The 25802-nt window shown below is 60.3% G+C and carries 24 protein-coding genes; 9 read left to right on the forward strand and 15 right to left on the reverse strand.

Going from position 1 to position 25802, the window contains the following annotated elements; translation table 11 throughout:
• Nucleotides 1-216: 216 nt before the first annotated feature.
• Entirely contained in the window at nucleotides 217-684 is a 468-nt protein-coding gene (locus AB4N85_RS14590; protein ID WP_056788124.1) for a TlpA disulfide reductase family protein, read from the reverse strand.
• A gap of 113 nt (nucleotides 685-797) precedes the next feature.
• On the opposite strand from AB4N85_RS14590, the gene arsC reads away from it, so the two are divergent.
• Genes arsC through AB4N85_RS14605 form a run of 3 tightly spaced genes read left to right on the forward strand, consistent with a single transcriptional unit; the run spans nucleotide 798 to nucleotide 2169 of the window.
• A complete protein-coding gene (gene arsC, locus AB4N85_RS14595; protein ID WP_056788121.1) occupies nucleotides 798-1151 on the forward strand; it encodes an arsenate reductase (glutaredoxin) in 354 nt (117 codons plus the stop codon).
• Entirely contained in the window at nucleotides 1148-1744 is a 597-nt protein-coding gene (wrbA, locus tag AB4N85_RS14600) for an NAD(P)H:quinone oxidoreductase (RefSeq protein WP_041479575.1), read from the forward strand. The genes arsC and wrbA overlap by 4 nt, the downstream gene beginning before the upstream one ends.
• Nucleotides 1744-2169: a DUF2069 domain-containing protein gene (locus tag AB4N85_RS14605; RefSeq protein WP_073472188.1), complete on the forward strand. Its 426-nt coding sequence runs from the start codon at nucleotides 1744-1746 to the stop codon at nucleotides 2167-2169. Before wrbA ends, AB4N85_RS14605 begins: the two co-directional genes overlap by 1 nt.
• Nucleotides 2170-2257: 88 nt before the next feature.
• Here AB4N85_RS14605 and AB4N85_RS14610 read toward each other — a convergent pair whose 3' ends face one another.
• Both AB4N85_RS14610 and ttcA read right to left on the reverse strand, forming a co-directional pair.
• Entirely contained in the window at nucleotides 2258-2932 is a 675-nt protein-coding gene (locus AB4N85_RS14610; protein ID WP_056788117.1) for a DNA-3-methyladenine glycosylase I, read from the reverse strand.
• A gap of 81 nt (nucleotides 2933-3013) precedes the next feature.
• The gene (ttcA, locus tag AB4N85_RS14615; RefSeq protein ID WP_024013975.1) at nucleotides 3014-3838 is read right to left on the reverse strand and encodes a tRNA 2-thiocytidine(32) synthetase TtcA; all 825 of its coding nucleotides are present in this window, start codon (nucleotides 3836-3838) and stop codon (nucleotides 3014-3016) included.
• A gap of 427 nt (nucleotides 3839-4265) precedes the next feature.
• Between ttcA and AB4N85_RS14620 the strand changes: the two genes are divergently transcribed.
• Nucleotides 4266-4868, forward strand: a complete 603-nt coding sequence (locus tag AB4N85_RS14620) for a Yip1 family protein (RefSeq protein ID WP_016773629.1) — start codon at nucleotides 4266-4268, stop codon at nucleotides 4866-4868.
• Between the two features lie 148 nt (nucleotides 4869-5016).
• On the forward strand, nucleotides 5017-5511 hold the full coding sequence (locus AB4N85_RS14625) for a SprT family zinc-dependent metalloprotease (RefSeq protein WP_024013976.1): 495 nt from the start codon (nucleotides 5017-5019) through the stop codon (nucleotides 5509-5511).
• A gap of 107 nt (nucleotides 5512-5618) precedes the next feature.
• Here the strand turns inward: AB4N85_RS14625 and AB4N85_RS14630 are convergent, their stop codons facing one another.
• Nucleotides 5619-6800, reverse strand: a complete 1182-nt coding sequence (locus AB4N85_RS14630; protein WP_252868112.1) for a CaiB/BaiF CoA transferase family protein — start codon at nucleotides 6798-6800, stop codon at nucleotides 5619-5621.
• 145 nt (nucleotides 6801-6945) lie between these two features.
• Complete coding sequence (locus AB4N85_RS14635) at nucleotides 6946-8280, reverse strand: dicarboxylate/amino acid:cation symporter (protein WP_122707473.1); 1335 nt, start codon at nucleotides 8278-8280, stop codon at nucleotides 6946-6948.
• Nucleotides 8281-8626: 346 nt separating this feature from the next.
• Here AB4N85_RS14635 and AB4N85_RS14640 point away from each other — a divergent pair, with 346 nt between their 5' ends.
• Nucleotides 8627-9625 carry an AraC family transcriptional regulator gene (locus tag AB4N85_RS14640; protein ID WP_252868113.1) on the forward strand — a complete coding sequence of 333 codons (999 nt, stop codon included), beginning with the start codon at nucleotides 8627-8629 and terminating at the stop codon, nucleotides 9623-9625.
• A 204-nt stretch (nucleotides 9626-9829) separates the two neighbouring features.
• On the opposite strand, the gene AB4N85_RS14645 is transcribed toward AB4N85_RS14640, so the two are convergent.
• From AB4N85_RS14645 to AB4N85_RS14655, 3 genes are all read right to left on the reverse strand, one after another.
• Complete coding sequence (locus AB4N85_RS14645) at nucleotides 9830-11176, reverse strand: ATP-binding protein (RefSeq protein WP_150743501.1); 1347 nt, start codon at nucleotides 11174-11176, stop codon at nucleotides 9830-9832.
• Nucleotides 11173-11850: a response regulator transcription factor gene (locus tag AB4N85_RS14650; RefSeq protein WP_016773623.1), complete on the reverse strand. Its 678-nt coding sequence runs from the start codon at nucleotides 11848-11850 to the stop codon at nucleotides 11173-11175. Before AB4N85_RS14650 ends, AB4N85_RS14645 begins: the two co-directional genes overlap by 4 nt.
• Before the next feature lie 148 nt (nucleotides 11851-11998).
• Nucleotides 11999-12604 carry a hypothetical protein gene (locus AB4N85_RS14655; protein WP_460064839.1) on the reverse strand — a complete coding sequence of 202 codons (606 nt, stop codon included), beginning with the start codon at nucleotides 12602-12604 and terminating at the stop codon, nucleotides 11999-12001.
• 143 nt (nucleotides 12605-12747) lie between these two features.
• Here AB4N85_RS14655 and AB4N85_RS14660 point away from each other — a divergent pair, with 143 nt between their 5' ends.
• Both AB4N85_RS14660 and AB4N85_RS14665 read left to right on the forward strand, forming a co-directional pair.
• Entirely contained in the window at nucleotides 12748-13539 is a 792-nt protein-coding gene (locus AB4N85_RS14660; RefSeq protein ID WP_423664236.1) for a dienelactone hydrolase family protein, read from the forward strand.
• A gap of 151 nt (nucleotides 13540-13690) precedes the next feature.
• Nucleotides 13691-14416, forward strand: a complete 726-nt coding sequence (locus AB4N85_RS14665; protein ID WP_095181574.1) for a 4'-phosphopantetheinyl transferase family protein — start codon at nucleotides 13691-13693, stop codon at nucleotides 14414-14416.
• A 107-nt stretch (nucleotides 14417-14523) separates the two neighbouring features.
• Here the strand turns inward: AB4N85_RS14665 and AB4N85_RS14670 are convergent, their stop codons facing one another.
• Both AB4N85_RS14670 and AB4N85_RS14675 read right to left on the reverse strand, forming a co-directional pair.
• Complete coding sequence (locus AB4N85_RS14670; protein WP_460064842.1) at nucleotides 14524-16134, reverse strand: ATP-binding protein; 1611 nt, start codon at nucleotides 16132-16134, stop codon at nucleotides 14524-14526.
• Complete coding sequence (locus AB4N85_RS14675; protein WP_056788095.1) at nucleotides 16131-16853, reverse strand: response regulator; 723 nt, start codon at nucleotides 16851-16853, stop codon at nucleotides 16131-16133. Before AB4N85_RS14675 ends, AB4N85_RS14670 begins: the two co-directional genes overlap by 4 nt.
• An 858-nt stretch (nucleotides 16854-17711) precedes the next feature.
• Here AB4N85_RS14675 and AB4N85_RS14680 point away from each other — a divergent pair.
• Nucleotides 17712-20606: a ribonucleoside-diphosphate reductase subunit alpha gene (locus AB4N85_RS14680; protein WP_024013986.1), complete on the forward strand. Its 2895-nt coding sequence runs from the start codon at nucleotides 17712-17714 to the stop codon at nucleotides 20604-20606.
• A gap of 1037 nt (nucleotides 20607-21643) precedes the next feature.
• On the opposite strand, the gene flgE is transcribed toward AB4N85_RS14680, so the two are convergent.
• The 5 genes from flgE to cheR all read right to left on the reverse strand — a co-directional run bounded on the left by flgE (nucleotide 21644) and on the right by cheR (nucleotide 25798).
• Entirely contained in the window at nucleotides 21644-22978 is a 1335-nt protein-coding gene (flgE, locus tag AB4N85_RS14685; protein ID WP_056788088.1) for a flagellar hook protein FlgE, read from the reverse strand.
• A 31-nt stretch (nucleotides 22979-23009) separates the two neighbouring features.
• Entirely contained in the window at nucleotides 23010-23738 is a 729-nt protein-coding gene (gene flgD, locus AB4N85_RS14690) for a flagellar hook assembly protein FlgD (protein WP_016773615.1), read from the reverse strand.
• A 15-nt stretch (nucleotides 23739-23753) separates the two neighbouring features.
• Nucleotides 23754-24197: a flagellar basal body rod protein FlgC gene (gene flgC, locus AB4N85_RS14695; RefSeq protein ID WP_016773614.1), complete on the reverse strand. Its 444-nt coding sequence runs from the start codon at nucleotides 24195-24197 to the stop codon at nucleotides 23754-23756.
• Between the two features lie 3 nt (nucleotides 24198-24200).
• Entirely contained in the window at nucleotides 24201-24611 is a 411-nt protein-coding gene (gene flgB / locus AB4N85_RS14700; protein ID WP_016773613.1) for a flagellar basal body rod protein FlgB, read from the reverse strand.
• Nucleotides 24612-24970: 359 nt separating this feature from the next.
• Nucleotides 24971-25798, reverse strand: a complete 828-nt coding sequence (cheR, locus tag AB4N85_RS14705) for a protein-glutamate O-methyltransferase CheR (protein WP_016773612.1) — start codon at nucleotides 25796-25798, stop codon at nucleotides 24971-24973.
• Nucleotides 25799-25802 lie beyond the last annotated feature (4 nt).

The following is a 25802-nucleotide window of genomic DNA, read 5'->3' on the forward strand; positions in this document are numbered from 1 at the left end:
CTCACCCTAGCCCTCTCCCAGAGGGAGAGGGGACTGATAGGGGGATATTGAAGAGTTATGTCGACGTGGTAATTCTTCGCCGAATCCATAATCGACTGGATCCTGTCTGACGGGACCATAATCAACTCGGTGTCTCAGGTCGATGTACGACGAAAGACACCTCGGTCGGCCCCCTCTCCCCCCGGGAGAGGGCTGGGGTGAGGGGCTTCTGGCGGTTTACTTCGTAGCCTGCAACGCCTCCAGCTTCGCCATCACCCCCGCCGCCGTCTGCTCACCCAGCAACTGCTCACGCACCTTGCCCTTGTCATCAATGATGAACGTCACCGGCAGCGCCTCACTGCGCGGCAGGTCGAACAGCTCGGCCGGATCCTGCGCCAGCACGGTGAACTTGATGCCGAGTTTCTCGCTCGCCTCTTTCAGCTCCGCGCCCTGCACGTTGTCGAAATTGACCCCGAACACCCCGACATTCTTGCTCTTGAGCTCATCAGCCAAATGATTCAGCTCGGGAATTTCCGTGCGGCACGGGCCACACCATTCGGCCCAGTAATTGAGCACCACCCACTGCTTGTCCAGACGTTCGGACGCTACCTTCTGGCCGTTCTGGTCGATGCCGTAATCATTACCGCAGCCCCCCAGCATCAACGCCCCGATTATCGTCAATGCCGCTGCCAATCGCCGTGTCATGTCGTGTTCCTTGTGAAAATTCGAAAGCGCCTGCGACCCATCGCCTCTGACGGTTCTGGATTGCGCGCCGCACAGTTAGAATAGCCGCCACTTTACGCCAGAAGCGACCCGCCATGACCGATCTGACGCTTTATCACAATCCGCGCTGCTCGAAATCCCGCGGCGCGCTGGAACTGCTCGAAGCCCGCGGCTTGCATCCGAATGTCGTGCGCTACCTGGAAACGCCGCTCAGCGCCGCGCAGATCAAGGCCCTGCTCGGCAAGCTCGGGATCAGCGCGCGACAGCTGCTGCGCAGCGGTGAAGACGAATACAAAACCCTGAACCTGGCCGACGCCAGCCTCAGCGAGCAGCAGCTGATCGACGCCATCGCCACGCACCCGAAACTCATGGAGCGGCCGATTCTTGAAGCAGGCGACAAAGCCGTCATCGGTCGCCCACCGGAAAACGTGCTGGAGTTGTTGCCATGAGCACGCCGTACATTCTGGTTCTCTATTACAGCCGCAACGGTTCGACCAACGAGATGGCCCGGCAAATCGCCCGTGGCATCGAGCAGGCCGGAATGGAAGCGCGTCTGCGCACAGTGCCGGCGATTTCCACCGAATGCGAAGCGGTAGCGGCGGAGATTCCCGCTGAAGGCGCGCTCTACGCCAGCCTCGATGATCTGAAGAACTGCGCCGGCCTCGCCTTGGGCAGTCCGACGCGTTTCGGCAACATGGCCGCGCCGCTCAAGTACTTCCTCGACGGCACCAGCAACCTCTGGCTGACCGGCGCGCTGGTCGGCAAACCGGCCGGCGTGTTCACCTCCACCGCCAGCCTGCACGGCGGTCAGGAAACCACGCTGCTGTCGATGATGTTGCCGCTGTTGCATCACGGCATGTTGATCACCGGCCTGCCCTACAGCGAATCGGCCCTGCTCGAAACCGAAGGTGGCGGCACGCCTTACGGGGCCAGCCATCACGCCGGTGCCGACGGCAAGAACGGTCTTGATCAGCACGAAGTGGCGCTGTGTCGCGCACTTGGTCTGCGCCTGGCGAAAACCGCACAGAAGCTGGTGGGCTGATGGCGAAGAAGCCGAAAGTCCTGCCCTCGATAGAGTGGCTTGAGCCACGGGTGAAGGCGATGCGCGTGCTCAGCCTGCTGAGCTTTTTCGCCCTCGCCGGCTTGCTGGCGGCTTATTACCTGCTGTTCGCCGACCTGCATGGCGCGCGGCCTTGGGTGATTCTGCTGGTCGAGCTGATCCCGTGGCTGGTCCTCGCCCCGGCGATGATCATGGGCAGCGCCCGTGGCCATTCGTGGATGTGCTTTGTGGTGAACCTGTACTTCATCAAAGGCGCCCTGGCGGCGTACGACCCCAACCGGCAGTTGTTCGGCCTGCTGGAAATGGCCGCAAGCCTGGCGGTGTTCTGCTCGGCGCTGCTGTATGTGCGCTGGCGCTATCAGTTGAATCGCAAATTGGCTGGCGAAGGCGAGATCAGCGTCGCCTGACCAACCGCTTTCGCGAGCAGGCTCGCTCCCACAGGGAATGCATTCCAGAGGTGGGAGCGAGCCTGCTCGCGAATGCAGCGACGCGGTTTTAATGGTTGACGGTATAGGCGAGCATCATCGAAATCTGGCTCATCGGCCGTCCGCCGCTCTGTTCGTGCCATTGGTTGAACGCGTTCTGCACCGTCGCCAGATCGCGCTGGCTGGTCGGCACTTTGTCGACGATCTTCTGCGCATTCAGCGCCGCGACCACGTCGTAGCTCGGCACGAACGTGTCCTTGCCGACCATGCGCAAAAAGCGTGGCGCCGACAGCCCGCCAAGTTGGTGGCCGTGCTTTTTCAGGTACGTCCACAGGCCGACGATATCGGTCACCGGCCAGTCGGCGATCAATGCGCCGAAGCTGCCCTTGTCCTTTTCCACATCGAGAATGAACTGCGCATTGCGCGGCACACTTTTCAGCTTGCCCAGATGGCGGATGATCCGCGCATCCTGCATCAGCCGCTCAAGGTGCTCGGCGCTCATCAGCACGACTTTTTCCGGATCGAACTTGAAGAACACTTCTTCGAACGCCGGCCACTTGGCGTCGACCAGGCTGTGCTTGAGCCCGGCGCGAAAAACCCGCAAGGCCATGGTCGAGAGATAGCGGTCATCGCGGATCTTGCGCAGTTGCGTGGGGGTCTTGGGAACGGGCAGATGGGCTTCCAGTTCAGCCGCCGAACCGAAACGGTTCAGACAGTATTCGTGCAGCCACTTGTAATCGCGCATGCCCTCTCCTGAGGTTTGGAAATGAATAACCCATGCAGAAGCTGTCCCCTCAACCACAGGGCTCGCTTCTACAGGTTGTGCTTACAGATTGACGACATTGACGAAACGCGAAGCCGCGGTTTCGTCGATCTTCAGGCTGGTGAAGTCGAACAGATTGCGGTCGGCCAGTTGCGATGGCACCACGTTCTGCAGGCTGCGGAAAATCGATTCGGTACGGCCCGGGGTCTTGCGATCCCAGTCCTGAAGCATTTCCTTGACCACCTGGCGCTGCAGGTTTTCCTGCGAGCCGCAAAGGTTGCACGGGATGATCGGGAATTGCTTCAAGTCCGAGTAGGCCTGAATGTCCTTCTCGTTGCAGTAAGCCAGCGGGCGAATCACCACGTTGCGGCCATCGTCGGCGCGCAGCTTCGGCGGCATCGCTTTGAGGGTGCCGTTGAAGAACATGTTGAGGAAGAACGTTTCGACGATGTCGTCGCGGTGATGACCGAGGGCCATTTTCGTCGCGCCGATTTCGTCAGCAAAGGTGTACAGGGTGCCGCGACGCAAACGCGAGCACAGCGAGCAGGTGGTCTTGCCTTCCGGCACCAGTTCCTTGACCACCGAGTAAGTGTCCTTCTCGACGATGTGGTACTCGATGCCCAGTTCTTTCAGGTAGGCCGGCAGCACGTGCTCGGGAAAGCCCGGCTGTTTCTGGTCCATGTTCACCGCGACGATGTCGAACTTGATCGGTGCAACCTTCTGCAGGTGCATCAGCACGTCGAGCATGGTGTAGCTGTCCTTGCCCCCGGACAGGCAGACCATGACCTTGTCGCCATCTTCGATCATGTTGAAATCGGCGACCGCTTCGCCGGCCAGGCGGCGCAGGCGCTTTTGCAGTTTGTTCTGGTTGACCGTAAGAGTGCCCATGACGCGAAATCCGTGAGGTGTGACGAAAGGCCGGCATTTTACGCAAAAACCCTGGTAGCGCGAAGCATCTGTGGCGAGGGGAATTATCCCCGCTGGGTTGCGAAGCAGCCCCAAAACCTGGGAACTCGTAATGCCTGACACTGCGCGCTGAATGGGCTGGCGACTGCTGCGCAGCCGAACGGGGATAAATCCCCTCGCCACAAAAAGTGTTTCAACCCCAAAAATGCCTTCCCGCGCAAGACCCCGAGGCGATTATCCATCCCGTTTACAGCGCGATTTGCTCTAAGCCCGGCATACCGGTGCGTTGGAGTCCTTTCTATACTGCGACATAAGGTCGCACACATCTGAAGACCTGTATTTGCTCGGCCATCTTGGCCCGTAGGCGCTCCGTTGGGGGGCGATGGCAATGACAAGAGGAGTGAATGGCATGATCCATCACGTAGTGGGACTGTTTACCCACCCCGATCAGGAATGGAAGGAGATCCGTGGCGACCAAGAGGAAAGCATCAGCCACATGTACCTGACGCATACGCTGATTCTGGCGGCGATCCCCGCTGTCTCGGCGTTCATCGGCACGACCCAGGTCGGCTGGGTGATCGGCAACCGCGCGCCGGTAATGCTCACGTTTGAAAGCGCTCTGTGGATGACCATCATGTCGTACCTGGCGATGCTCGGCGGGGTCGCGGTGATGGGCGCCTTCGTGCACTGGATGGCGCGCACCTATGACGCCAATCCAAGCCTGGCCCGTTGCGTGGCATTCGCCACTTACACGGCGACACCGTTGTTCGTCGGCGGCCTGGCGGCGCTGTATCCGCACATGTGGCTGGGGATGATCGTCGGTACGGCGGCCATCTGCTACACGGTCTATCTTTTGTATGTCGGCTTGCCGACGTTCATGAACATCCCTTCGGATGAAGGCTTTCTGTTTTCCAGCTCGGTGCTCGCGGTTGGGCTGGTGGTGCTGGTGGCGATCATGGCGTTCACCGTGATTGTCTGGGGCCTGGGTGTCGGCCCGGTCTATACCAACTGACCTGTTTCCTCCCTGAGAAAAACAACATCTGCCAATACAGGCCGCCGCAAGGCGGCCTTCTCGTTGGGGCGACGACCATTCGGCAGGTCGGCGATTCGCAAGTCGCCGGGGTTGCGGCATACTCGGCGTCTCTGGAGATCCATCAAGCATGCCCGAGCAACTCAATACCCGCGTCGAAGATTGTTACCAACTCGCTGAATCCTTTTTCAAACGTTCCTTCAAACGCCCCGTGGTCAGTCTCAAGCTGCGCGGGCAGAAAGCCGGTGTCGCGCATCTGCACGAGAACCTGCTGCGCTTCAACCCGCAGCTGTACCGGGAAAACACCGAACACTTCCTCAAGCAGACCGTGGCCCACGAAGTCGCCCACCTGATCGCTCATCAACTGTTCGGCGACCGCATCCAGCCCCATGGCGAGGAGTGGCAACTGATCATGCGCGGCGTCTACGAACTGCCGCCGGACCGCTGCCACACCTATGAAATCAAGCGGCGCAGCGTGACCCGCTATATCTACAAATGCCCGTGCCCCGACAGTGATTTCCCGTTTACCGCCCAGCGCCATGGCCTGGTGCGGCAAGGGCGGCGGTATCTGTGCCGGCGCTGCCGCAGTACGCTGGTGTTCAGTGGTGAAATGCGGGTGGAATGACAGTTTTGTAGAGTATCGGCGGGCCCCTTCGCGAGCAGGCTCGCTCCCACAGGGGAATGCATTTCAATGTGGGAGCGAGCCTGCTCGCGAAGGCGGCGGCATGAGCGCTACAGAATCACCCTGGCCGAACGCAACTCGGCGATCCGCTCAGCACTCAACCCTAACTCCCCCAACACCTCGTCCGTATGCTGCCCCAACCCCGCGCCAACATGTCTTGGCGCCGGCAATGCTTGAGAGAATTTCAACGGACAGGCCATCTGCGCCTGCGTCGTACCATCGCCGCGCGGCACCTGGGTCACCAGCTCCCGCGCCTGTAACTGCGGATGGCGCAACGCCTCGCCCAGACTCAGTACCGGCTCGACACAGGCATCGACCCCGGCGAACAATTCACACAGTTCTGCAAAATCGTGCCGCTCGAATTCGATGCGCAACGCCTCTTTCAAGGCTTGTTGTTGCTCGGGCCTGGGCGACAACCCTTGCGCCGCCAGCTCCGGCCGGCCCAGCGCCGTGCACAATTGCTGCATGAAGGCCGGCTCCAGACTGCCCACCGACATCCAGCGCCCATCCCGGGTGCGGTAATAATCGTAAAAGCTGCCGCCATTGAGCATCTGATCTTCGCGGCCCGGTTCCGCGCCGCAGGCCAGATAGCCAGCGCCGGCCATGGCGTTCAGGCTGAACGCGCAGTCGGTCATGCTCACATCCAGATGGGTGCCCTGCCCGGTTTGCTGACGGGCAATCACCGCTGCCAGCAAGCCGATCACGCCGTGTAGCGAGCCGCCCGCCACGTCTGCCACCTGCATGCCCAGCGGCAACGGCCCGCTGTCGGCGCGACCGGTGTAGCTAGCCAGCCCGGCCAGCGCCAGATAGTTGATGTCATGCCCGGCGCGCTCCTTGTACGGCCCGGTCTGGCCGTAACCGCTGATCGACACATAAATCAGCTTTGGATTGATCGCTTTCAACGCTTCATAACCCAGGCCCAGACGCTCCATCACCCCGGGGCGAAACTGCTCGAGGACGATGTCGTACTCGCCCAGCAGTTGCTTGATGATCTGCAGCGCTTCGGGCTGTTTCAGGTCCAGCGCCAGACTGCGCTTGTTGCGGTTCAGATAAGCGTGGCTGGCCGAGACCCCGCCATCATGCGGCGGCAGCACCCGCAGCAGATCCATACGCGTCGGCGATTCGATGCGCAGCACCTCGGCGCCCATGTCCGCAAGCAGCAACGAGGCGAACGGCCCCGGCAGCAAGGTGGAGAAATCGAGAATCTTCAGTGAGGCCAGCGGTGCAGACATGGGCGAACTCCTTGGGCGATGTACTCAGCCTAGGCAGCCATCGGCGATGCGGCAATCACCGCAAATGTCAGCAGGTGTGACCGTTGCGCTCAAATTCCGGGCAAAAAAAAACCCGCCGAAGCGGGTTTTTCTGTGCAAGCGATGCTTACTTCACATTGCTCGGGGTTGGGCCTTCAGCCACACCCAGGTCGTCTTCTTCACGCTCATCGGAGATACCGCGACCGCCGGAAGCCAGCTCGGTCTGCAGTTGATCGGTGTCCAGCTCCTTGACCCACTTGGCCACGACGATGGTCGCTACAGCGTTACCGACCAGGTTGGTCAGGGCGCGGGCTTCAGACATGAAACGGTCGATACCGAGGATCAGCGCCAGACCGGCAACCGGCAGGTGACCAACCGCCGACAGCGTCGCGGCCAGAACGATGAAGCCCGAACCGGTTACACCTGCCGCGCCTTTGGAGGACAGCAGCAGCACCAGCAGCAGAGTGATCTGGTGGGTGATGTCCATGTGCGTGTCAGTCGCCTGAGCGATGAACACGGCGGCCATGGTCAGGTAGATCGAAGTACCGTCGAGGTTGAACGAGTAACCGGTCGGGATCACCAGACCCACGACGGATTTCTTCGCGCCCAGACGCTCCATCTTGATCAGCATGCGTGGCAGTGCCGATTCCGACGAGGACGTACCCAGTACGATCAACAGCTCTTCACGGATGTAACGCACCAGTTTGAACACGCTGAAACCGTGAGCACGGCAGATCGCACCCAGCACCAGCACGACGAACAGGACGCAGGTGATGTAGAAGCAGATCATCAACTGGCCCAGTTGCACCAGCGAGCCGACACCGTAGGCACCGATGGTGAACGCCATGGCACCGAACGCACCCAGTGGCGCCAGTTTCATGATCATGTTGATGATGTTGAACATCACGTGGGCGAAGCGATCGATCATGTCCAGCAGCGGACGGCCGTACGAGCCGAGGCGATGCAGGGCGTAGCCGAAGATCACCGAGAACATCAGCACTTGCAGGATGTCACCGGTGGCGAACGCGCCAACGATGGTGTTCGGGATCACATTGAGGAGGAAACCGACAATGCTCTGGTCTTTACTGGCCGTCACGTAGGTGGCGATTTTCGAGGCGTCCAGGGTGGTGACGTCGATGTGCATGCCGGCGCCCGGTTGCACAACGTTGACCACGATCAGACCGATCAGCAGGGCAATGGTGGAAACGATTTCGAAGTACAGCAGCGCGTAGCCGCCGGTCTTGCCTACCGATTTCATGTTCTGCATGCCGGCGATGCCGCTGACAACAGTACAGAAGATGATCGGGGCGATGACCATTTTGATCAGCTTGATGAAGCCGTCACCCAGTGGCTTGAGGGCCACACCGGTCTGCGGATAGAAGTGACCAAGCAGGATGCCGATGGCGATGGCAACGATCACCTGGAAATACAGGGATTTGTACAGTGGCTGACGAGTCGTCATTGCAGGTTTCCTCAAGCGTCCAGCGGCAACATCCATCTGTCGAGCGCCGAACCTTAATTGCGAACCCTCCTGCACTGGAGGGATTTGTTGTTGGAACGGCATTTTTCCCGGTCGGAGAATGCACGCTTCTGTGGCTTGTATCGCAAACGTCGTGCCAGATTGGTGCGAATGGCAGCAAGCCTTTTGATATCAGGGCCTGCGGGAGTTCCCTGTCACCAATCAGCGACTTGAGGCATGGCGGATTTCCGCCAACTGAGCGTTCAGCGTCCTGCAATTTGGCGGAAATCCGCCTTGTGGCGTTGCCGGCCCGCCATTACGATCGGTGCCTGAACAAGGATTGCCGCTTATGCGCGAACGCACCATCGCCAGCCATTTCGCCCGTGCCGCCCTTGGCGGTGCGCGCCGGCGCGGCCTGGATTATTCAGGCTTGTTGCAGCAACTGGGGATCAGCCCGGAGTTGCTCGACGAGCCCCGCGCGCGGATTGCCCCTGAGCAGTTCACCCGGCTGATTCAAGGGCTGTGGCTGGCGCTGGACGACGAATACCTGGGTTTCGGTAACGCCCCGAGCAAGCCCGGCAGCTTCGCCATGATGTGCCACGCCTCGATTCACTGCCGCAACCTGGAGAAGGCTCTGCAACGTGGCTTGTTGTTTTACAGCCTGTTCCCCGACGCCCCACGCCTGACCCTGCGTCGCGAAGACGAATGGGTGCGTTTGAGCCTGGACGACGCGCAGTGGTGGGACCCGGATCATTTTCTCAGCGAGAGTCTGTTGGTGATCTGGCACCGCCTCGGCAGTTGGCTGATCGGCCAGCGCATTCGCCTCGAGCAGGCAACCTTCAGCTATTCGCGCCCCGAGCACGGCAGCGAATACGACCTGCTGTTCCCCTGCCCGCTGACCTTTGATGCCGAGCAGAGCAGTCTGCTGTTTCACAGTCGCTATCTCGCCATGCCGCTGTTGCAGGACGAACGCACGCTCAAACATTTTCTCGAACGCTCCCCCGCCGACCTGCTCTCGCGCCCGGACGACGGCGACAGCCTGAGCAGCCGTCTGCGCCGCTTGCTCAGTCGCGACGCTGCGCACTGGCCTGATCTGGAAGCGGTTGCGGCGCATCTGCATATCAGTCCGCAAACCTTGCGCCGGCACTTGCGCGAGGAAGGCAGCAGTTTTCAGGAGCTCAAGGATCAGCTGCGGCGGGATATCGCCATCTACCATCTGGGCCGCGCGGAGCTGTCGTTGCAACAGATTGCCGAGCAGCTCGGGTTCTCTGAGCCTTCGGCGTTTCATCGGGCGTTCAAGAAATGGACGGGGCTGACACCGGGGGCTTATCGGGCGCAGGAGCAATGAGGCGCTAAATCAAAAGCCCCTCACCCTAACCCTCTCCCGGAGGGAGAGGGGACTGATTGGGGGATGCTTGAGAAATACGCCGACCTGCAAGCTCTCTATTGAATCCATATTCGCTGCAAATCGCTCAGGTCGATAATTTTCCAAAGACACTTCGGTCAGTCCCCTCTACCTCTGGGAGAGGGTTAGGGTGAGGGCAGCTCGCAATCACACCGCAGGAAAATCAATCCTGAACGCCGCCCCGCCCATCGGTGAATCACCCAAGGCCAAACGGGCGTTGTAGCTTTCGATGATGTCCTTGACCACCGCCAGCCCGATGCCCTGCCCCGGATGTTGGGCATCCAGGCGTTCGCCGCGTTCGAGAATCCGCGCACGCTGATCGAGTGGAACACCCGGGCCATCATCCTCGACACACAACTCGATTCCGGCCAGTGATTCGCGCACGCTGACCCGCACTTCGCCGAGGCACAGGCGATAGGCGTTTTCCAGCAGGTTGCCGAGCATTTCCAGCAAGGCGCCCTGCTCGATCGGCACGTAACAGTGCTCGGGCAGATCAAAGGTCACGCGCACGTGTTTGTCGCGGTAGACCTTGTCCAGCGTATCGCAGAGGCTTTTGAGCACCGGTTGCAGGCGCACCTGATGGCGCACCAGGCCGCTTTTGCGCAGGCTGGCCCGTTGCAGTTGGTAGCTGATCTGCTGGCTCATGCGTTCAATCTGACTTTGCAGAACCCACGCCTGATCGCGGTCTTCGGGGCGCTGGGCCATGTCTTCGCTGACACCTTGCAGTACCGCCAGCGGGGTTTTCAGACTGTGGGCGAGGTCGTCGAGGGAGTCGCGGTAGCGGCTGCGTTGCTGGCGCTCGCTGAGCAGCAAGCGGTTGAGCGAGCCGGTCAGGCGCAGCAGTTCACGCGGGTGTTTTTCCGTCAGGCTTTCGCGAGTACCGCCTTCGATTTCGTCGAGTTCCTGGCTCAATCGGCGCAGCGCCTTGAGGCCCCAGGTCAGGCCGATCCATAGCAGCGCCAGCAAGACCAGCAATGCCGCACCGAAGCCCAGATAGAGATTTTCGCGCAGGCCTTCCAGGGTGGTTTCGTATTCACGTACCGGTTGCAGAGCGACGATGCTGAACGCTGCGCTTTTGCCGCCGAGCAATTTGACTTCGACGTCGTAGACAAAAAATTCCTGACCGCTGGCTTCACGGATCCGCGCGAACTCATTGCCGAGGCCGTCGTAGCGCGGTTTGTAGTTGATCTGTTCTTCCTGGGTGGCTTTCGAACGCCACACCAACTTGCCGTCGCGGTCGTAGATATAGCCGAGCAAACGGAAATCGGTGAGGTTGAAGCGTTCGTCGGGCAATTGCGACGGCATCACCAGCCGACCGTTTTCCACCCGTGCGGCGGAAATCAATGTGGTGACGTCGGAGGCCAGACGTTGCTCGATCGAGTCCTGCAAGGCAAGGCTGAAGGCACCCTGCATCGCCGGCAGCAAGGCAAGCATGAACAACACCGCCAACGTGGTGGCGGCGAGCATCAAGCGAACGCGAAGGGAACGGATCAAGTGCAGCGCTCATTGAACAGGTAACCGAGGCCGCGCACGGTGTCGATCGGTTTGAACCCGGCCGGGCCTTCGAGCTTGCGGCGCAAACGGCCGACCAGCACTTCGATGACATTCGGATCGCGCTCGTCATCGTCCGGATAGAGCTGCTCCATCAAGCGATCCTTGGGCACCACTTGCTGATGATGGCGCATGAGGTATTCGAGGATGCGGTATTCGTAAGCAGTCAGCGCCAGCGGTTGTTCATCGAGGCTGGCCTGTTTGCGATTGAGGTCGAGCAGCAACGGCCCGGCGACGATGGTCGACTGGGTGAAGCCGCTGGAGCGGCGCAGCAATGCGTTCAGGCGTGCGTCGAGTTCTTCGAACTGGAACGGCTTGACCACGTAATCGTCGGCACCGGCGGCGAGGCCTTCGACCTTGTCCTGCCAGTTGCCGCGCGCGGTGAGGATCAGGATCGGGAAGGTCTTGCCGCCCGAGCGCAACTGGCGGATCAGGTCGAGCCCGCCCATGCCTGGCAGGCCGAGATCGATCACCGCCAGATCGAAGTTGTACTGGCCGGTCTGGTACAGCGCCTCCTCGGCATTGGCCACGGACTCGACCACGTGACCGCTTTCCGTCAGACGGGTTTGCAGGTGATGACGCAACAGCGCCTCGTCTTCGACGACCAACAGTTTCATGCCTTTCTCCCTATCACTTGAACTCTCCAGGCAACTACCTGTGGGAGCGAACCTGCTCGCGAATACGGTGGATCAGCCAAGCAAGTGTCGGCCGATACACCCCTTTCGCGAGCAGGCTCGCTCCCACACTTCAAACTGCGACAACCGCTTAGAAATAGTAGTTGGCCGACAGGTAGGTCTGCGCGCTGCTGGTCAAGTCCAGCGAGCCCTGTTTGCTGCCGCCGCTTTCTTTCATTTCGGTGCTGGCGTTGCTGCGCAGGTAACGGTAACCGAGTTCCACCGAGGTGTTCTGCGAAACTTGCTGCAACACAGCGACCTGGCCACCGATGGCGTAACCGATGTCGCTGTCACGGCTGAAGCCGGGCGAATCCTGCGTAAGTTTGGTCAGACCGGCCGTGGCGCCGCCGAACAATTTGGTGCTGCCGCCCACCGGATAGAACAGGTCATAGCTGCCGAGCAGATTTTCCTGGCGCAGTTTAACGCCATTGTGCGAGCCGGAAACGTTGTCATAGGTGGCGTAGTAGCGGCCCTGGCTGTTTTGCTGACCGAGGCGCATGCCGTAGGTGTTGTTGCCGTCGATGGCCCCAGTGACGTTGGGGTTGCCGAGGTTGTTGTTGAGCGCGTGGGACTTGTCGATCTTGTCGCTGGTCTGGCCGAATGTCAGGCCGGCGAAGTTGCTGGTGTCGTCGGCATTCGCCGCGATGCTGGAGCCTAACAGGGTAAAAGCCATCAGCAATTTGTTTAAACGAGTCATGGGTATTTCCTCTTTCACAGTGCTGTTTGGGTATGGCGCAAGGTTACTGAGCCGCCCCTGTACGGCCCCTGAACCGTCTCTGAACCTGACCTGAACCGGATCGACTAGGCTGTTCTGACCACTTTCAATAAGGACACCCGACCATGCGCCTGTTCCTCGCCCTCACTTTGCTGGCAGTCAGCAGCCTCACCCAGGCTGCGATCAAGACTGAAGAAATCCCCTACCAAAGCGCCGACGGCAGCCAGCTGATCGGTTACTACGCCTATGACGACGCGATCAAAGGCCCACGCCCCGGCGTTGTCGTGGTCCACGAATGGTGGGGGCTGAACGATTACGCCAAGCGCCGCGCGCGGGATCTCGCCGAACTCGGCTACAGCGCGCTGGCCATCGACATGTATGGCGAAGGCAAGAACACCGAGCACCCGAAAGACGCCATGGCCTTCATGCAGGCAGCGACCAAGGATGCCGATGCCGCCAGTAAACGGTTCGCCGCCGGGCTCGATCTGTTGAAGAAGCAAAAGCAGACCGACCCGAACAAAATCGCCGCCGTCGGCTATTGCTTCGGTGGCGCCGTGGTGCTGAATGCGGCGCGTCAGGGTGTGCCGCTGGCCGGTGTGGTGAGTTTCCATGGCGCGCTGGCGACCAAGACCCCGGCGACTCCGGGCAGTGTGAAGGCGAAAATCCTCGTCGAGCATGGGGCGCTGGACAGCATGGTCACTCAGGACCACGTCACCGCGTTCAAGTCTGAGATGGACAAGGCCGGGGCGGACTACAAGTTCGTCAGTCTGGATGGCGCCAAGCATGGTTTCAGCAATCCGGATGCCGATCGCCTGAGCCATGGCGAGCATGGCGGGCCGGACATTGGTTACAACAAGGCGGCGGATGAGAAGTCGTGGGCGGATATGCAGGCGTTCTTCAAGAAGATTTTCGGTTGAGTCAGTAACGCCGAGGCGCGGCTTGCGCGAGCAGGCTCGCTCCCACACCGGATATCTGTCGCGCAGAAGATCCCTTGTGGGAGCGAGCCTGCTCGCGAAGGCTTCACCGCCGATCTCGACCTCGCCCCGACTAACCGGCAAAATGCCCGCCATGAACTTCACCCCCGCCCTGCCCGCCTGCTGCACTGCGCTCGACAGCCACTGGCCGTTGCCGACGGTATTGGCCGATACCGTGCTGCTCAGTACTCACTTCGACCCGGCACGCCTGCTTGGCGATGATTTTCAGCGCAGCGCTGTGCTGGCGCCGCCGAGCATTCAGCGCTCGGTGGCCAAGCGCCAGGCCGAGTTTCTCGCTGGACGCATCTGCGCCCGGGCCGCGCTGCAACAACTCGAAGGTCTGTATATCGTCCCGCCGATCGGCGAAGACCGCGCCCCGGTGTGGCCGGCGCATATCTGCGGTTCGATCACTCACAGCACCGGCCGTGCGGCGGCGATTGTTGCCAACAAGCAGCACTGGCGCGGCTTGGGCATGGATCTGGAAAACCTGTTGAGCCATGAGCGCGCCGAACGCTTGGCCGGGGAAATCCTCACGCCAGCGGAACTGCAACGCATGGCGGCGGGTTCTCAGGAGCAACTGGCGCTGCGGGTGACCCTGACGTTTTCGGTGAAAGAGAGTTTGTTCAAGGCGCTGTACCCGATCGTGCAGCAGCGCTTTTATTTCGAGCATGCCGAAGTGCTGGAATGGACTGAGGCGGGACAGGTCAGGCTGCGGTTGTTGACGGATCTGTCCAGCGAATGGCGCAACGGATCGGAGCTGGAGGCGCAGTTCGGAGTGCAGGATGGGCAGTTGTTGAGCCTGGTCAGTATTCAAGCCTGAGGATTTGCATTGTCTGTTATGGCGCCTTCGCGAGCAGGCTCGCTCCCACAGGGGATTGCATTTCAAATGTGGGAGCGAGCCTGCTCGCGAAGGCGGTATCCCGAATCTCAGCGGCGCTCCTGATTCCTCGGCCAACTCAGACTGAAACACGCCCCACCCAGGCTCTTGCTCTTGCCAATGATCGCGCGGCCGTCGTGCCAGTGAATGATCCGCCGCACAATCGACAGTCCCAGACCATGCCCGCCCGACGCCCGCGTGCGGCTATCGTCGAGGCGCAGAAACGGCGTGAAGATCCGCTCCCACGCCACTTCCGGCACGCCCGGCCCGTCATCCTCGACGTCAATCCGACAGCGCAACTGACCGACCTGATAACTCACCGTCACTTGTGAATGCGCATGGCGCATCGCGTTGCCCACCAGATTCTGCAGCGCCCGATGCAGATAGCGCGGTTCGGCCTCGACCCAGGCGCCGTCATTGTCGGCAGATGAAAGACACAAACCGCGCTGCACCGTGACCTCGGCGCGCAGCGGCGCCAATTCTGCGACCACCTGATTGACCAGCGCATCCAGGTCGATGCGCTGGAAGGTCAGCGCCGGTGAGCCTTGCTCCAGTCGTGCATAGGTGAGCATTTCGTCGACCAGCTTGTCGAGGTCTTCAATGTCGTGATCCATGCCTTCGCGGTATTTTTCCAGCGCTTGCGGAGTGGTCGCCGTGCCGATCATTTCCAGCCCGAAACGCAGCCGTGCCACTGGGGTACGCAGTTCATGAGACACCGCGCGCACCAGTTCACGCTGGATCGCCAGCAACTGTTGCAAGTGCTCAGCCATGCCATTGAACGCCGACGCAAGCCGCCCGACAGAGTCAGCGCCGCGCGCCGGCACACGGGTTTCCAGGCTGCCCTTGGCAATGCGCGTGGCCGCTGCTTCGAGACCGCGCAAACGCCGCTCAAGCTGACGCACCAGCAGATAAACGATGAGACCGATCAGCGTCAGACCGAGCGCGGCAATCAATACCAGCCATTCCGGCGGGTAAGGATTCATCTGATACAGCGGGCCGATTTCCAGCACCCACGGCGTGCCGACCATGCCGGCAAACACGCGGATCGAATCGCCGCCCTTGCCCAGCGCCATCACCGTGTCGCCCTCGGCCACGCGACGACTCTGGTCTTCGTCCATGTCGGCGTCATTTACCGTGACCAGACGCAGATCGAAGCCGAAGCCCTTTTCCTGCTTTATCTGCGCCAGACGCTTGGGCTGTTCGCCGACCGGTACCCGCACCAGCTCATCGGCCAGCAAATAGATGGTCGCCCGGGCCAGTTGCTCGCTGATCTGCTGCACCTCTCCTACCAATACAAGCTGCTCTTTTTCGCTGATCAGCCGATAGACCTTGGCCGCATGTGGCCCGGTCTGCTCGACCAGCGCCTGACCGCGCAACACACGGGTGCGCTGGGCCAGATCGAGGTCGGTTTCAGAGAACTTCTTCAGCGTCAGCGGAATACCGAGCAGCCGCTCCCACACCAGCAACGCGCGATGGCGTTCGGTCTGGTTCATCGGCTGCAGGTTGTCGGCCATCAGCGAGAAGGTGCCGTGGGCCAGGCGTTCGCGATATTGCTCGCTGCGCACCTGATTGAGCAGGTTCAGCGCCAGCACGCCGAGCACCGCCACCAGAATCAGCGCGGCGCACATGCCGCCGTAGATGCGCAGGAAGATCGAATTCACAGCGCCAGGTCTGCGCAGGCCTCAGGGACGAACAGGTAGCCTTTGCTGCGAATGGTCTTGATCAGGCGCGGATGATCGGGGTCGTCGCCGATTTTCGGGCGGATGCGCGAGATGCGCACGTCGATCGAGCGGTCCTGGCCGTCATAGCCGATGCCGCGTAATGCAGTGAAGATTTCTTCCCGGGAAAGAATCCGCCCGGCATTGGACACCAGCAGCCAGAGCAGGTCGAACTCGGCGCTGGTCAGCTCGATGCCGTTGTCGCTCAGCCAGGCTTCGCGCAATGCGTTGTCGACCACCAGTGGACCGAATTGCAACCGCCGGGATTTTTCCGCGACCGGCTCCGGTGTGTCACTGCGTCGCAGCAACGCCTGGATGCGCGCCAGCAACAAGCGCGGGCGCACCGGTTTGCACACATAGTCGTCGGCACCGAGGTCGAGGCCGTGGATCTGATCAGCGTCATCGGTGCGCGCGGTGAGCATCAGGATCGGCCCGTCGTACTGGCTGCGCACCTTGCGGCAGATGCTCAGGCCATCTTCGCCGGGCAGCATCAGATCGAGGATCACCAGATCCGGCTGCTCCTTGATGATCCGCGCCGCCGCCAGCGCACCGTTGCCTTCGATCTCCACGCGCAGGCCATTGGCTTGCAGGTAATCGCGGGTGAGCTCGGCCAGTCGCTGGTCATCCTCGACGATCAATACCTGCCAGGTTTGTTGCTCCACCGGTGACCTCTGCTTGCTGTTTTTATTAAAAGAAGAAAGACAATCGCCTGACACGGACAAAACCTGTGGGAGCGAGCCTGCTCGCGAAAGCGTCTGTTGCTTCAACCTGAATGCTCAGTGGTCAACCGATTCGCGAGCAGGCTCGCTCCCACAATCCTGCGTGTATCTCCCGATCATCTGTCATGTTTCAGGAGGATAAAAATGCCCGTGCACCCAGCGATTGTATAAACGCCGGCCACCCGGAAAACAAGTCGGTAAATGCGTTCGGACAAGGCGGAATTCTGTGATAGGGTTCGCGCCCTTAAAAAACCGCTGAAGCGTTTTTCCAGGCAAAAAAACAGTGACAAACGGTCTGGCTCAGCAGGTTCGCGGCCTACACGCGTTTTCCCTGTTTCTTACACAAATTACGCACAGGCTTATCCACAGGTAGTACGTTGCAATCCCCCCCTGAAACGCATTATCTTGTAGCACGGCGAAAACGGAGACCCTACATATAGGGTTTTCACCTAAAACGCCCAACCACATTTCAGACCTGAAACTCAAGTGCTTTATGGCCGGTTTCCGGTAGAACAAGCGAGTTTTTCAAGCCCAAACCGCACTGGCGGATGGCACCGTTTTATTTGGTCCGAAACGGACAAAACGGTATGGGTGTTGCAGTCATGACTGCCACCCGCGAAGGAATCCGGTGGCGAGCTTCGGCTCGTAACCAAAACTTCGGCAAGGATGCGGCGTTGCAGCCTTTTTCCTACTGTTCCGAAGTTTGTAATGCCGACGCCCGTCGGTTGCAGTGCTTCGGTACAGAACGGTGAGCACCATGACGGTGCCAAACAAACATAGAGAATGTGGAGACCACCCCCCATGCAAACCGACACAACTCGCGAGAACCCGCAGGGCACCTTGCCGCAGGCCGCCGATTCGACTTCGGATCTGGCAGCCACCGCGCCTGGCCAGCTGCGCGTGATCAAGCGTAATGGCACTGTCGTTCCTTACACCGATGACAAGATCACCGTCGCTATCACCAAAGCGTTCCTCGCAGTTGAGGGCGGCACCGCTGCCGCTTCGTCGCGAATCCACGACACCGTTGCGCGCCTGACCGAACAGGTCACTGCGACCTTCAAGCGTCGCATGCCATCGGGCGGCACCATCCACATCGAAGAAATCCAGGACCAGGTCGAACTGGCCCTGATGCGTGCCGGCGAGCAGAAAGTCGCTCGCGACTACGTGATCTACCGTGACGGCCGTTCGAAAGAACGCGCTGCCCACGCCCCGGCCGAAGCTGCGGTCAACGCTCACCCGTCGATCCGCATCACCCGCGCCGACGGCAGCCTCGCGCCACTGGACATGGGCCGCCTGAACACCATCGTTACCGAAGCCTGCGAAGGCCTGGAAGAAGTCGACGGCGACCTGATCCAGCGCGAAACCCTGAAGAACCTGTACGACGGCGTGGCCCTGACCGACGTCAACACCGCCCTGGTGATGACCGCCCGTACTCTGGTCGAGCGCGAGCCGAACTACTCGTTCGTCACCGCCCGCCTGCTGATGGACACCCTGCGTGCCGAAGGCCTGAACTTCCTCGAAGTCGCCGAAAGCGCCACCCATCACGAAATGGCCGACCTGTACGCCAAGGCACTGCCGGCCTACATCGCCAAAGGTATCGAGTTCGAACTGCTGAACCCTGTGCTGGCCACCTTCGACCTGGAAAAACTGGGCAAGGCGATCAACCACGAGCGCGATCAGCAATTCACCTACCTGGGCCTGCAGACCCTGTACGACCGCTACTTCATCCACAAGGATGGCGTGCGTTTCGAACTGCCGCAGATCTTCTTCATGCGCGTGGCCATGGGTCTTGCGATCGAAGAGAAGCAGAAAGAAGACCGTGCGATCGAGTTCTACAACCTGCTGTCCTCGTTCGACTACATGGCTTCGACCCCGACCCTGTTCAACGCCGGTACCCTGCGTCCACAGCTGTCGAGCTGCTACCTGACCACCGTGCCGGATGACCTGTCGGGCATCTATCACGCGATCCACGACAACGCCATGCTGTCGAAATTTGCCGGCGGTCTGGGCAACGACTGGACGCCTGTTCGTGCGTTGGGTTCGTACATCAAGGGCACCAACGGCAAGTCGCAAGGCGTTGTGCCGTTCCTCAAAGTGGTGAACGACACCGCTGTGGCCGTGAACCAGGGTGGCAAGCGCAAAGGCGCGGTGTGTGCCTACCTGGAAACCTGGCACATGGACATCGAAGAGTTCATCGAGCTGCGCAAGAACACCGGTGACGATCGTCGTCGTACCCACGACATGAACACCGCCAACTGGATCCCTGACCTGTTCATGAAGCGCGTCTTCGATGACGGCAAGTGGACCCTGTTCTCGCCATCCGAAGTACCGGACCTGCACGACCTGACCGGTAAAGCCTTCGAAGAGCGCTACGAGTACTACGAAGCGCTGACCGAGTACCCGGGCAAGGTCAAGCTGTTCAAGACCATCCAGGCCAAAGACCTGTGGCGCAAGATGCTGTCCATGCTGTTCGAAACCGGCCACCCATGGCTGACTTTCAAGGACCCGTGCAACCTGCGCAGCCCGCAGCAGCACGTCGGCGTGGTCCACAGCTCGAACCTGTGCACCGAGATCACCTTGAACACCAACAAGGACGAGATCGCCGTTTGCAACCTGGGCTCGATCAACCTGCCGAACCACATCGTCGACGGCAAGCTCGATACCGCCAAGCTGCAACGCACCGTGAACACCGCCGTGCGCATGCTCGATAACGTGATCGACATCAACTACTACTCGGTGCCGCAAGCGAAGAACTCCAACTTCCGCCACCGCCCGGTCGGTCTGGGCATCATGGGCTTCCAGGACGCTCTGTACCTGCAGCACATCGCCTACGGCTCCGACGCTGCCGTCGAGTTTGCCGACAAGTCGATGGAAGCGGTCAGCTACTACGCGATCCAGGCTTCCTGCGACCTGGCCGACGAGCGCGGCGCCTACGAGACGTTCAACGGTTCGCTGTGGTCCAAGGGCATCCTGCCGCTGGATTCGCAACAGATCCTGATCGAACAGCGCGGCGAGAAGTACATCGATGTCGACCTGAAGGAAACCCTTGACTGGGCACCGGTTCGCGCCCGTGTACAGAAAGGCATTCGTAACTCGAACATCATGGCCATCGCACCGACCGCGACCATCGCCAACATCACTGGCGTCTCGCAGTCGATCGAACCGACCTACCAGAACCTGTACGTGAAATCGAACCTGTCGGGCGAATTCACCGTGATCAACCCGTACCTGGTTCGCGACCTGAAGGCTCGCGGTCTGTGGGATTCGGTGATGATCAACGACCTGAAGTACTACGACGGTTCGGTGCAGCAGATCGAGCGCATCCCGCAAGAACTCAAAGAGCTCTATGCGACCGCGTTCGAAGTGGACACCAAGTGGATCGTTGACGCCGCCAGCCGTCGTCAGAAGTGGATCGACCAGGCCCAGTCGCTGAACCTGTACATCGCCGGCGCATCGGGCAAGAAGCTCGACGTGACCTACCGCATGGCCTGGTACCGTGGTCTGAAAACCACTTACTACCTCCGTGCCCTGGCCGCGACCAGCACCGAGAAGTCGACCATCAACACCGGCAAGCTGAACGCTGTTTCCAGCGGCGGCAACCACGGCGACGATTCGGTTCTGGCCGCTCCGGCAGGTCCGGCGCCAGTGCCAAAGGCCTGCGCGATCGACGAGCCGGATTGCGAAGCTTGCCAATAAGCTGAGCTGAGATCAGGCGTTGCGAGACGCCTGGGATCTCGAGACAAAAGAAAACCCCCGACAGACTTCAGGTTTGTCGGGGGTTTTGTTTTTTGGCGGCCTTGGCGGCCTTGGCGGCCTCTGGGCCGACCGGGCTCTTGAGGTTTTGGGTGAATATCCGTTTTCTCGGTGCTGCGGCTGGCGGTTTCGCTCTTACAGCGAGTCACCTTTTTCAGACGCCAAAAAGGTAACCCAAAAGGCTTTGCCCCGGCGTACGGCCCGCTCGCTGGGGCTCGGGGTACCTTCGTTACGGGACCGATCCGGGCGCAGCGGCTCCGGTTGGCTTCGCTGCACCTACACTCGCTGTGTACGACTGCGTCGTACGGTCGCTGCGCTCCCACCCCCGGATCGATCCCGTAACGAAGCCTGCCGAAGGGGCAAAAGATCAAAAGCCGGATCAAAAGCCAGAGCAAAAGCAAAAGCAAAAGCAAAAGCAAAAGCCAGATCAAAAGATCGCAGCCTTCGGCAGCTCCTACAGTTGGATTGGGTACCACTTCAAGAACAGGTCGGCTGACAGGCCGCCTTCGCGAGCAAGCTCGCTCCCACAAAAAGGCAAAGCAGCGCAGCTGCCCGCGGCAAAGCCGCCCCACTCAACAATGAGCGCAAGCTCGAGTGCTCTTGATCTTGATCCACCGGCGACGTCGGAAGGCTGAGCGGAGGGATTGATCCGGGCGTGGGAGCGCAGCGACCGTCTGGCGCAGCCAGACACAGCGGAAGTAGGTGCAGCGAAGCAAACCGGAGCCGCTGCGCCCGGATCGATCCCGCAGCGAAGGAACCCGAGCCTGCGAGGGCCGAACGCAGGAGCTAGCGTTTTTTGCTTACTTTTTTTGGCGCTTGTAAAAAAGTAAGTCGCCGTAAGGGCGAAACCGTAATCAGCAACACCCGCAGCAACGGATATTCACCCAAAACCCCAAGAACCTGGTCGGCCCAAAGGCCGCCACGGCCAAAAAAAAGCCCCTCAAAACCGAGGGGCCCAAAAAACCAGTCAGAAACCCGAATCAGGTCATCTGAATAATGGTCTGCATAATCGTGCTCTGAGTCGAAATGGTCTTGGCGTTCGCCTGATAGTTGCTCTGACCCTTGATCAGATCAACCAGCTCATTGGTCAGGTTAACGTTCGACTCTTCCAGCGAGTTGGACACCACCTCACCCAACGTACCGGTCTTCGGCGCGTCGTAGCCCGGAATACCCGAAGCGAAAGTCTCTTTCCAGCTGGTGCCACCGACAGCCTGCAAGCCCTGTTCGTTGGTGAAGCTGGCCAGTGCAACCTGACCAATCGCCTTGCTCTGGTTGTTGCTGAAGTTGGCAAACAGCGTACCGGTGCCGTCGATGGTCAGGTTAGTGATCTGGCCAGTGGCGTAACCATCCTGAGTCGGGATCGTACGCGAAGTATCAGCGTTGTACTGAGTGGTGTTGGCCATCGAGATGGTCACGCCATTCGGATTCGCTGCCGCGCCGTTAGGCGTAAACACGCCATTGGTCACAGTGCCCGGCACCCAGCCAGTCATCTTCAGATCGCTGCTGATGATCGGGTTGGCTGGATCCGCCGGGTTAGGCGTGCTCACCTGAACCAGCTTGCCGGAGCTGTCGAACGACAATGTCGAGGCAACCGGCGCAGTGGTCACAGGGTTGCTGCCGGTAGCGTCCGGGTTACGGCCATCGACCAGGGTGTAAACCTTCCAGGTGTTCCCGCCAGTCTTGACCATGTACTGGTCCATGACGTGGGCGTTGCCCTGGGTGTCATAGATCGGCGTGCTGAACGACTTGGTGTACGTTTCCGGCTTCGACGGGTCGAACGTCACGGCGCTGGCGCCGGTATCGACGATCACTGGCGAAGACGAATTGAGGTTGATGCTCGAGGTCACCGCAGAAGACGACTTCGGCGCCAGGTTCGAGGTGTCGATCTTAAGGTCAGTCAACACGCCGTTGATGATCTTGCCGTTGGCATCCACACCGTAACCCTGCAGACGCGAGGTGTAGTCGGTGTTGGTGATGTAACCGGCGTTGTCGACCTTGAACGTACCGGCACGGGTGTACGAGATCGAGCCGTTGTTGCTCATGGTGAAGAAGCCGGAACCGTTGATGCCCATGTCCAGCACGTTGCCAGTGTTGTTGATGTCACCCTGGGTGAACTGCTGGGAAACGTTGGCCAGGCGCACGCCGTTGCCGATCACTTTGCTGCCGCTGCCCAGACGAGTCGACGAATAGACGTCTTCGAATTCTGCGCGCGAGGATTTGAAACCGGCGGTGGCGACGTTGGCGATGTTGTTGCCGGTGACGTCGAGTTGTTTGTTGGCGGCATAGAGACCGCTAAGGCCGATGTTAAAAGACATGTTCCACTCCTTCGTGCCGGGTTAGTCGGCTCTATATACCAATGGTTTGTACTTTGGACAGGGCAACGGTGCCCTTGCCGGCCAGGTTGAGCATCAGCTCGCCACCGGTCTGGCTGATCGTCACGCTGTTGACGGTCGCCGGCAGGTAGGTCGCCAGGTCGGTCGCGGTGCCGTTGATCGGTGCGTTGGCCTTGAACGTGTAAGTGCCGACCGGAACCACGGTGCCGGCGGTGTCCTTGCCGTCCCAAGTGAAGCTGGCATCGCCGGCAGCGCGGCTGCCCAGGTCGATGGTGCGCACGGTTTTGCCGTCCTTGTCGGTGATCGTCACGGTGCCGCCGGCAATCGACGAAGGCACGGTGACCGAACCGGTCAGGCCTTTGCTCGGGTCATCGAGCTGGGCGGTGTTGGTCTGCACGATCACGTTGCGACCGACCAGCGACGACGCTTGCAGCGCCTGCGACGAGTTGTAGTTGCCGGCAAGGCCACTGACAGTGGAGTTCAGCGTGGTGATGCCTTCAAGGCTGCTGAACTGCGCCAACTGCGCGACGAAGGCGCTGTTGTCCTGCGGGTCGAGCGGATTCTGGTTTTTCAGCTGGGTGACCAGCAATTGCAGGAAAGCATCCTTGCCCAGCGCCTGGCCGCCGGTGGCACTGTTGGTCGCCGAAGCGATGCCGCCCGACGTCGTGCTGCTGGCCTTCTTCGACGAGTTGGCCAGGATGTCGTTCATGCTCAGGCTGCTGGTGGTATCCGTAACGCTCATGGCAGTCGCCCCTTATTACTGACCGAGGGTCAGTACCTTCTGCATCATGGTTTTGGCGGTGTTCATCATTTCCGCGTTGGTCTGGAACGAGCGGCTCGCGGAAATCATGTCAGCCATTTCTTCCACCACGTTGACGTTCGGGTAGTAGACGTAGCCCTTGGCGTCGGCGGCCGGATGGTTCGGCTCGTAGCGCGCTTCGAGGTTGCTCTGGTCTTCGACGACGCCAAGCACCTGCACGCCCTGCCCGGCCGCGTCCTGGTTCTGGAACAGCGAATTGCTGCCGCCGGCCTGGCCGCCCTGGAACATGGTGGCGAACACCGGATGACGGGCGCGGTAGGTCTGGTCGATGCTCGACGAAACGGTTTCGGCGTTGGCGATGTTCGAAGCCACGGTGTTCAGACGCGTGGTCTGCGCGCTCATGCCGCTGCCGGCAATGTTGAAAACGCTGGACAGGGACATGGATTATTCTCCGCGCAGGGCTGACACCAGCCCTTTGAATTTGCTGTTGAGCAAGGTGAAGCTGGCCTGGAAGCCGACAGCGTTTTCCGCGTAGTTCGACTGTTCCAGTTGAGCGTCGACGGTGTTCTGGTCGATCGAAGGCTGCATCGGCGTGCGATACATCAGCGACTCGTCGCCGTTGCCCAGCCCTTCAGCCTCGATGTGCCGGCTGTTGGTCATGTTCAGGGCAAAGTGGCCGCCGGTCTTGGTCTTCTCGGTCTGTGCTTCGAGCACTTTGGAGAAATCCAGATCCCGCGCTTTGTAGTTCGGGGTGTCGGCGTTGGCGATGTTGTTGGCCAGCACTTCGGCACGCTGGGCGCGGAAGCCCAATGCCTTTTCGTGAATGCCCAGCGCTTTGTCGAAGCTGATGCTCATGTCGGGAACCTTCAGGTGACCGGTTTTTCGTACTTGAGCTTTAGCAAGCGCCGTGCCAAATGATCAAAGCCCCGTATTCCGGGGCTTTGTGCCGAACAGGCTAAGCGGCAATGCCAGAAAAGCGGCAACCGGTTACCGCCGGATGCCGCTTTTCTGCCGCTTGCCGTCGTTGCCAGGTCAGCGCAGATCCCTGTGGGAGCGAGCCTGCTCGCGAAGGCGGCGTGTCAGGCGCCAACTGTCTTATGGACAGACCGCTTTCGCGAGCAGGCTCGCTCCCACAGGGGATTCGTGGAAAATAATTCGGGCATAAAAAAAGGAGGCCTTTGCGGGCCTCCCGTTTTTGTATCAGCGCAAACCGCTTATTTCGCCTTGTAGATAATCCCCGGGCTGCACTGAACCATCTGGTAATGATCCGGCAATCCGTTCAGCGCTTCCGAAGCGCCAAGGAACAGATACCCGCCCGGCTTCAACGTGCTGTGAATGCGCAACAGGATGTCCTTCTTCACTTCGGCAGAGAAGTAGATCAGCACGTTGCGGCAGAACACGATGTCGAACTTGCCCAGCGCCGCGTAGCTGTCGAGCAGGTTGAACGAGCGGAATTCCACCCGGCTCTTGATCGGCGCCTTGACCACCCAGCGCCCCGGCCCTTTCGGGTCGAAGTAGCGTTGCAGGCGTTCCGGCGACAGACCGCGACCGATCGCCAGGCTGTCGTACTCGCCGGTCTTGCAGTTGTTGAGCATCAGGCCCGACAGATCGGTGGCAACGATCTGCACACCCATCTTCAACTGACCCAGGTTGCTGCGCTCGAACTCGTCGATCGACATCGACAGCGAGTACGGTTCCTGTCCCGACGAGCAGGCCGCCGACCAGATCCGCAGACGCTGGTTGGGGCTGGCCTTGATCGCTTCCGGCAGTACCTTGTTCTTCAAGACTTCAAACGGATAGGTGTCGCGAAACCACAGGGTTTCGTTGGTCGTCATGGCATCGACCACCTGCTCGCGCAAACCGCTGCGCGGCTGGGTCTGGATGCGCTGTACCAGCTCACCCAGGGACTTGATGCCTTGCTGCTCCATCAGTTTGTTGAGACGGCTCGAGACCAGATACTGCTTGTTTTCACCGAGCAGAATGCCACAGGCTTTTTCCAGGAAGACCCGGAACTGTTCGAAATCCAAATTACCCGTAGACAATGAT

The sequence above is a fragment of the Pseudomonas sp. H1_G08 genome, assembly GCF_054681355.1.

Bases quoted from the DNA above. Each gene is read 5' to 3' on its own strand.
- AB4N85_RS14590 (WP_056788124.1), bottom strand. From the start codon at position 684: ATGACACGGCGATTGGCAGCGGCATTGACGATAATCGGGGCGTTGATG.
- arsC (WP_056788121.1), top strand. From the start codon at position 798: ATGACCGATCTGACGCTTTATCACAATCCGCGCTGCTCGAAATCCCGC.
- wrbA (WP_041479575.1), top strand. From the start codon at position 1,148: ATGAGCACGCCGTACATTCTGGTTCTCTATTACAGCCGCAACGGTTCG.
- AB4N85_RS14605 (WP_073472188.1), top strand. From the start codon at position 1,744: ATGGCGAAGAAGCCGAAAGTCCTGCCCTCGATAGAGTGGCTTGAGCCA.
- AB4N85_RS14610 (WP_056788117.1), bottom strand. From the start codon at position 2,932: ATGCGCGATTACAAGTGGCTGCACGAATACTGTCTGAACCGTTTCGGT.
- ttcA (WP_024013975.1), bottom strand. From the start codon at position 3,838: ATGGGCACTCTTACGGTCAACCAGAACAAACTGCAAAAGCGCCTGCGC.
- AB4N85_RS14620 (WP_016773629.1), top strand. From the start codon at position 4,266: ATGATCCATCACGTAGTGGGACTGTTTACCCACCCCGATCAGGAATGG.
- AB4N85_RS14625 (WP_024013976.1), top strand. From the start codon at position 5,017: ATGCCCGAGCAACTCAATACCCGCGTCGAAGATTGTTACCAACTCGCT.
- AB4N85_RS14630 (WP_252868112.1), bottom strand. From the start codon at position 6,800: ATGTCTGCACCGCTGGCCTCACTGAAGATTCTCGATTTCTCCACCTTG.
- AB4N85_RS14635 (WP_122707473.1), bottom strand. From the start codon at position 8,280: ATGACGACTCGTCAGCCACTGTACAAATCCCTGTATTTCCAGGTGATC.
- AB4N85_RS14640 (WP_252868113.1), top strand. From the start codon at position 8,627: ATGCGCGAACGCACCATCGCCAGCCATTTCGCCCGTGCCGCCCTTGGC.
- AB4N85_RS14650 (WP_016773623.1), bottom strand. From the start codon at position 11,850: ATGAAACTGTTGGTCGTCGAAGACGAGGCGCTGTTGCGTCATCACCTG.
- AB4N85_RS14655 (WP_460064839.1), bottom strand. From the start codon at position 12,604: ATGACTCGTTTAAACAAATTGCTGATGGCTTTTACCCTGTTAGGCTCC.
- AB4N85_RS14660 (WP_423664236.1), top strand. From the start codon at position 12,748: ATGCGCCTGTTCCTCGCCCTCACTTTGCTGGCAGTCAGCAGCCTCACC.
- AB4N85_RS14665 (WP_095181574.1), top strand. From the start codon at position 13,691: ATGAACTTCACCCCCGCCCTGCCCGCCTGCTGCACTGCGCTCGACAGC.
- AB4N85_RS14680 (WP_024013986.1), top strand. From the start codon at position 17,712: ATGCAAACCGACACAACTCGCGAGAACCCGCAGGGCACCTTGCCGCAG.
- flgE (WP_056788088.1), bottom strand. From the start codon at position 22,978: ATGTCTTTTAACATCGGCCTTAGCGGTCTCTATGCCGCCAACAAACAA.
- flgD (WP_016773615.1), bottom strand. From the start codon at position 23,738: ATGAGCGTTACGGATACCACCAGCAGCCTGAGCATGAACGACATCCTG.
- flgC (WP_016773614.1), bottom strand. From the start codon at position 24,197: ATGTCCCTGTCCAGCGTTTTCAACATTGCCGGCAGCGGCATGAGCGCG.
- flgB (WP_016773613.1), bottom strand. From the start codon at position 24,611: ATGAGCATCAGCTTCGACAAAGCGCTGGGCATTCACGAAAAGGCATTG.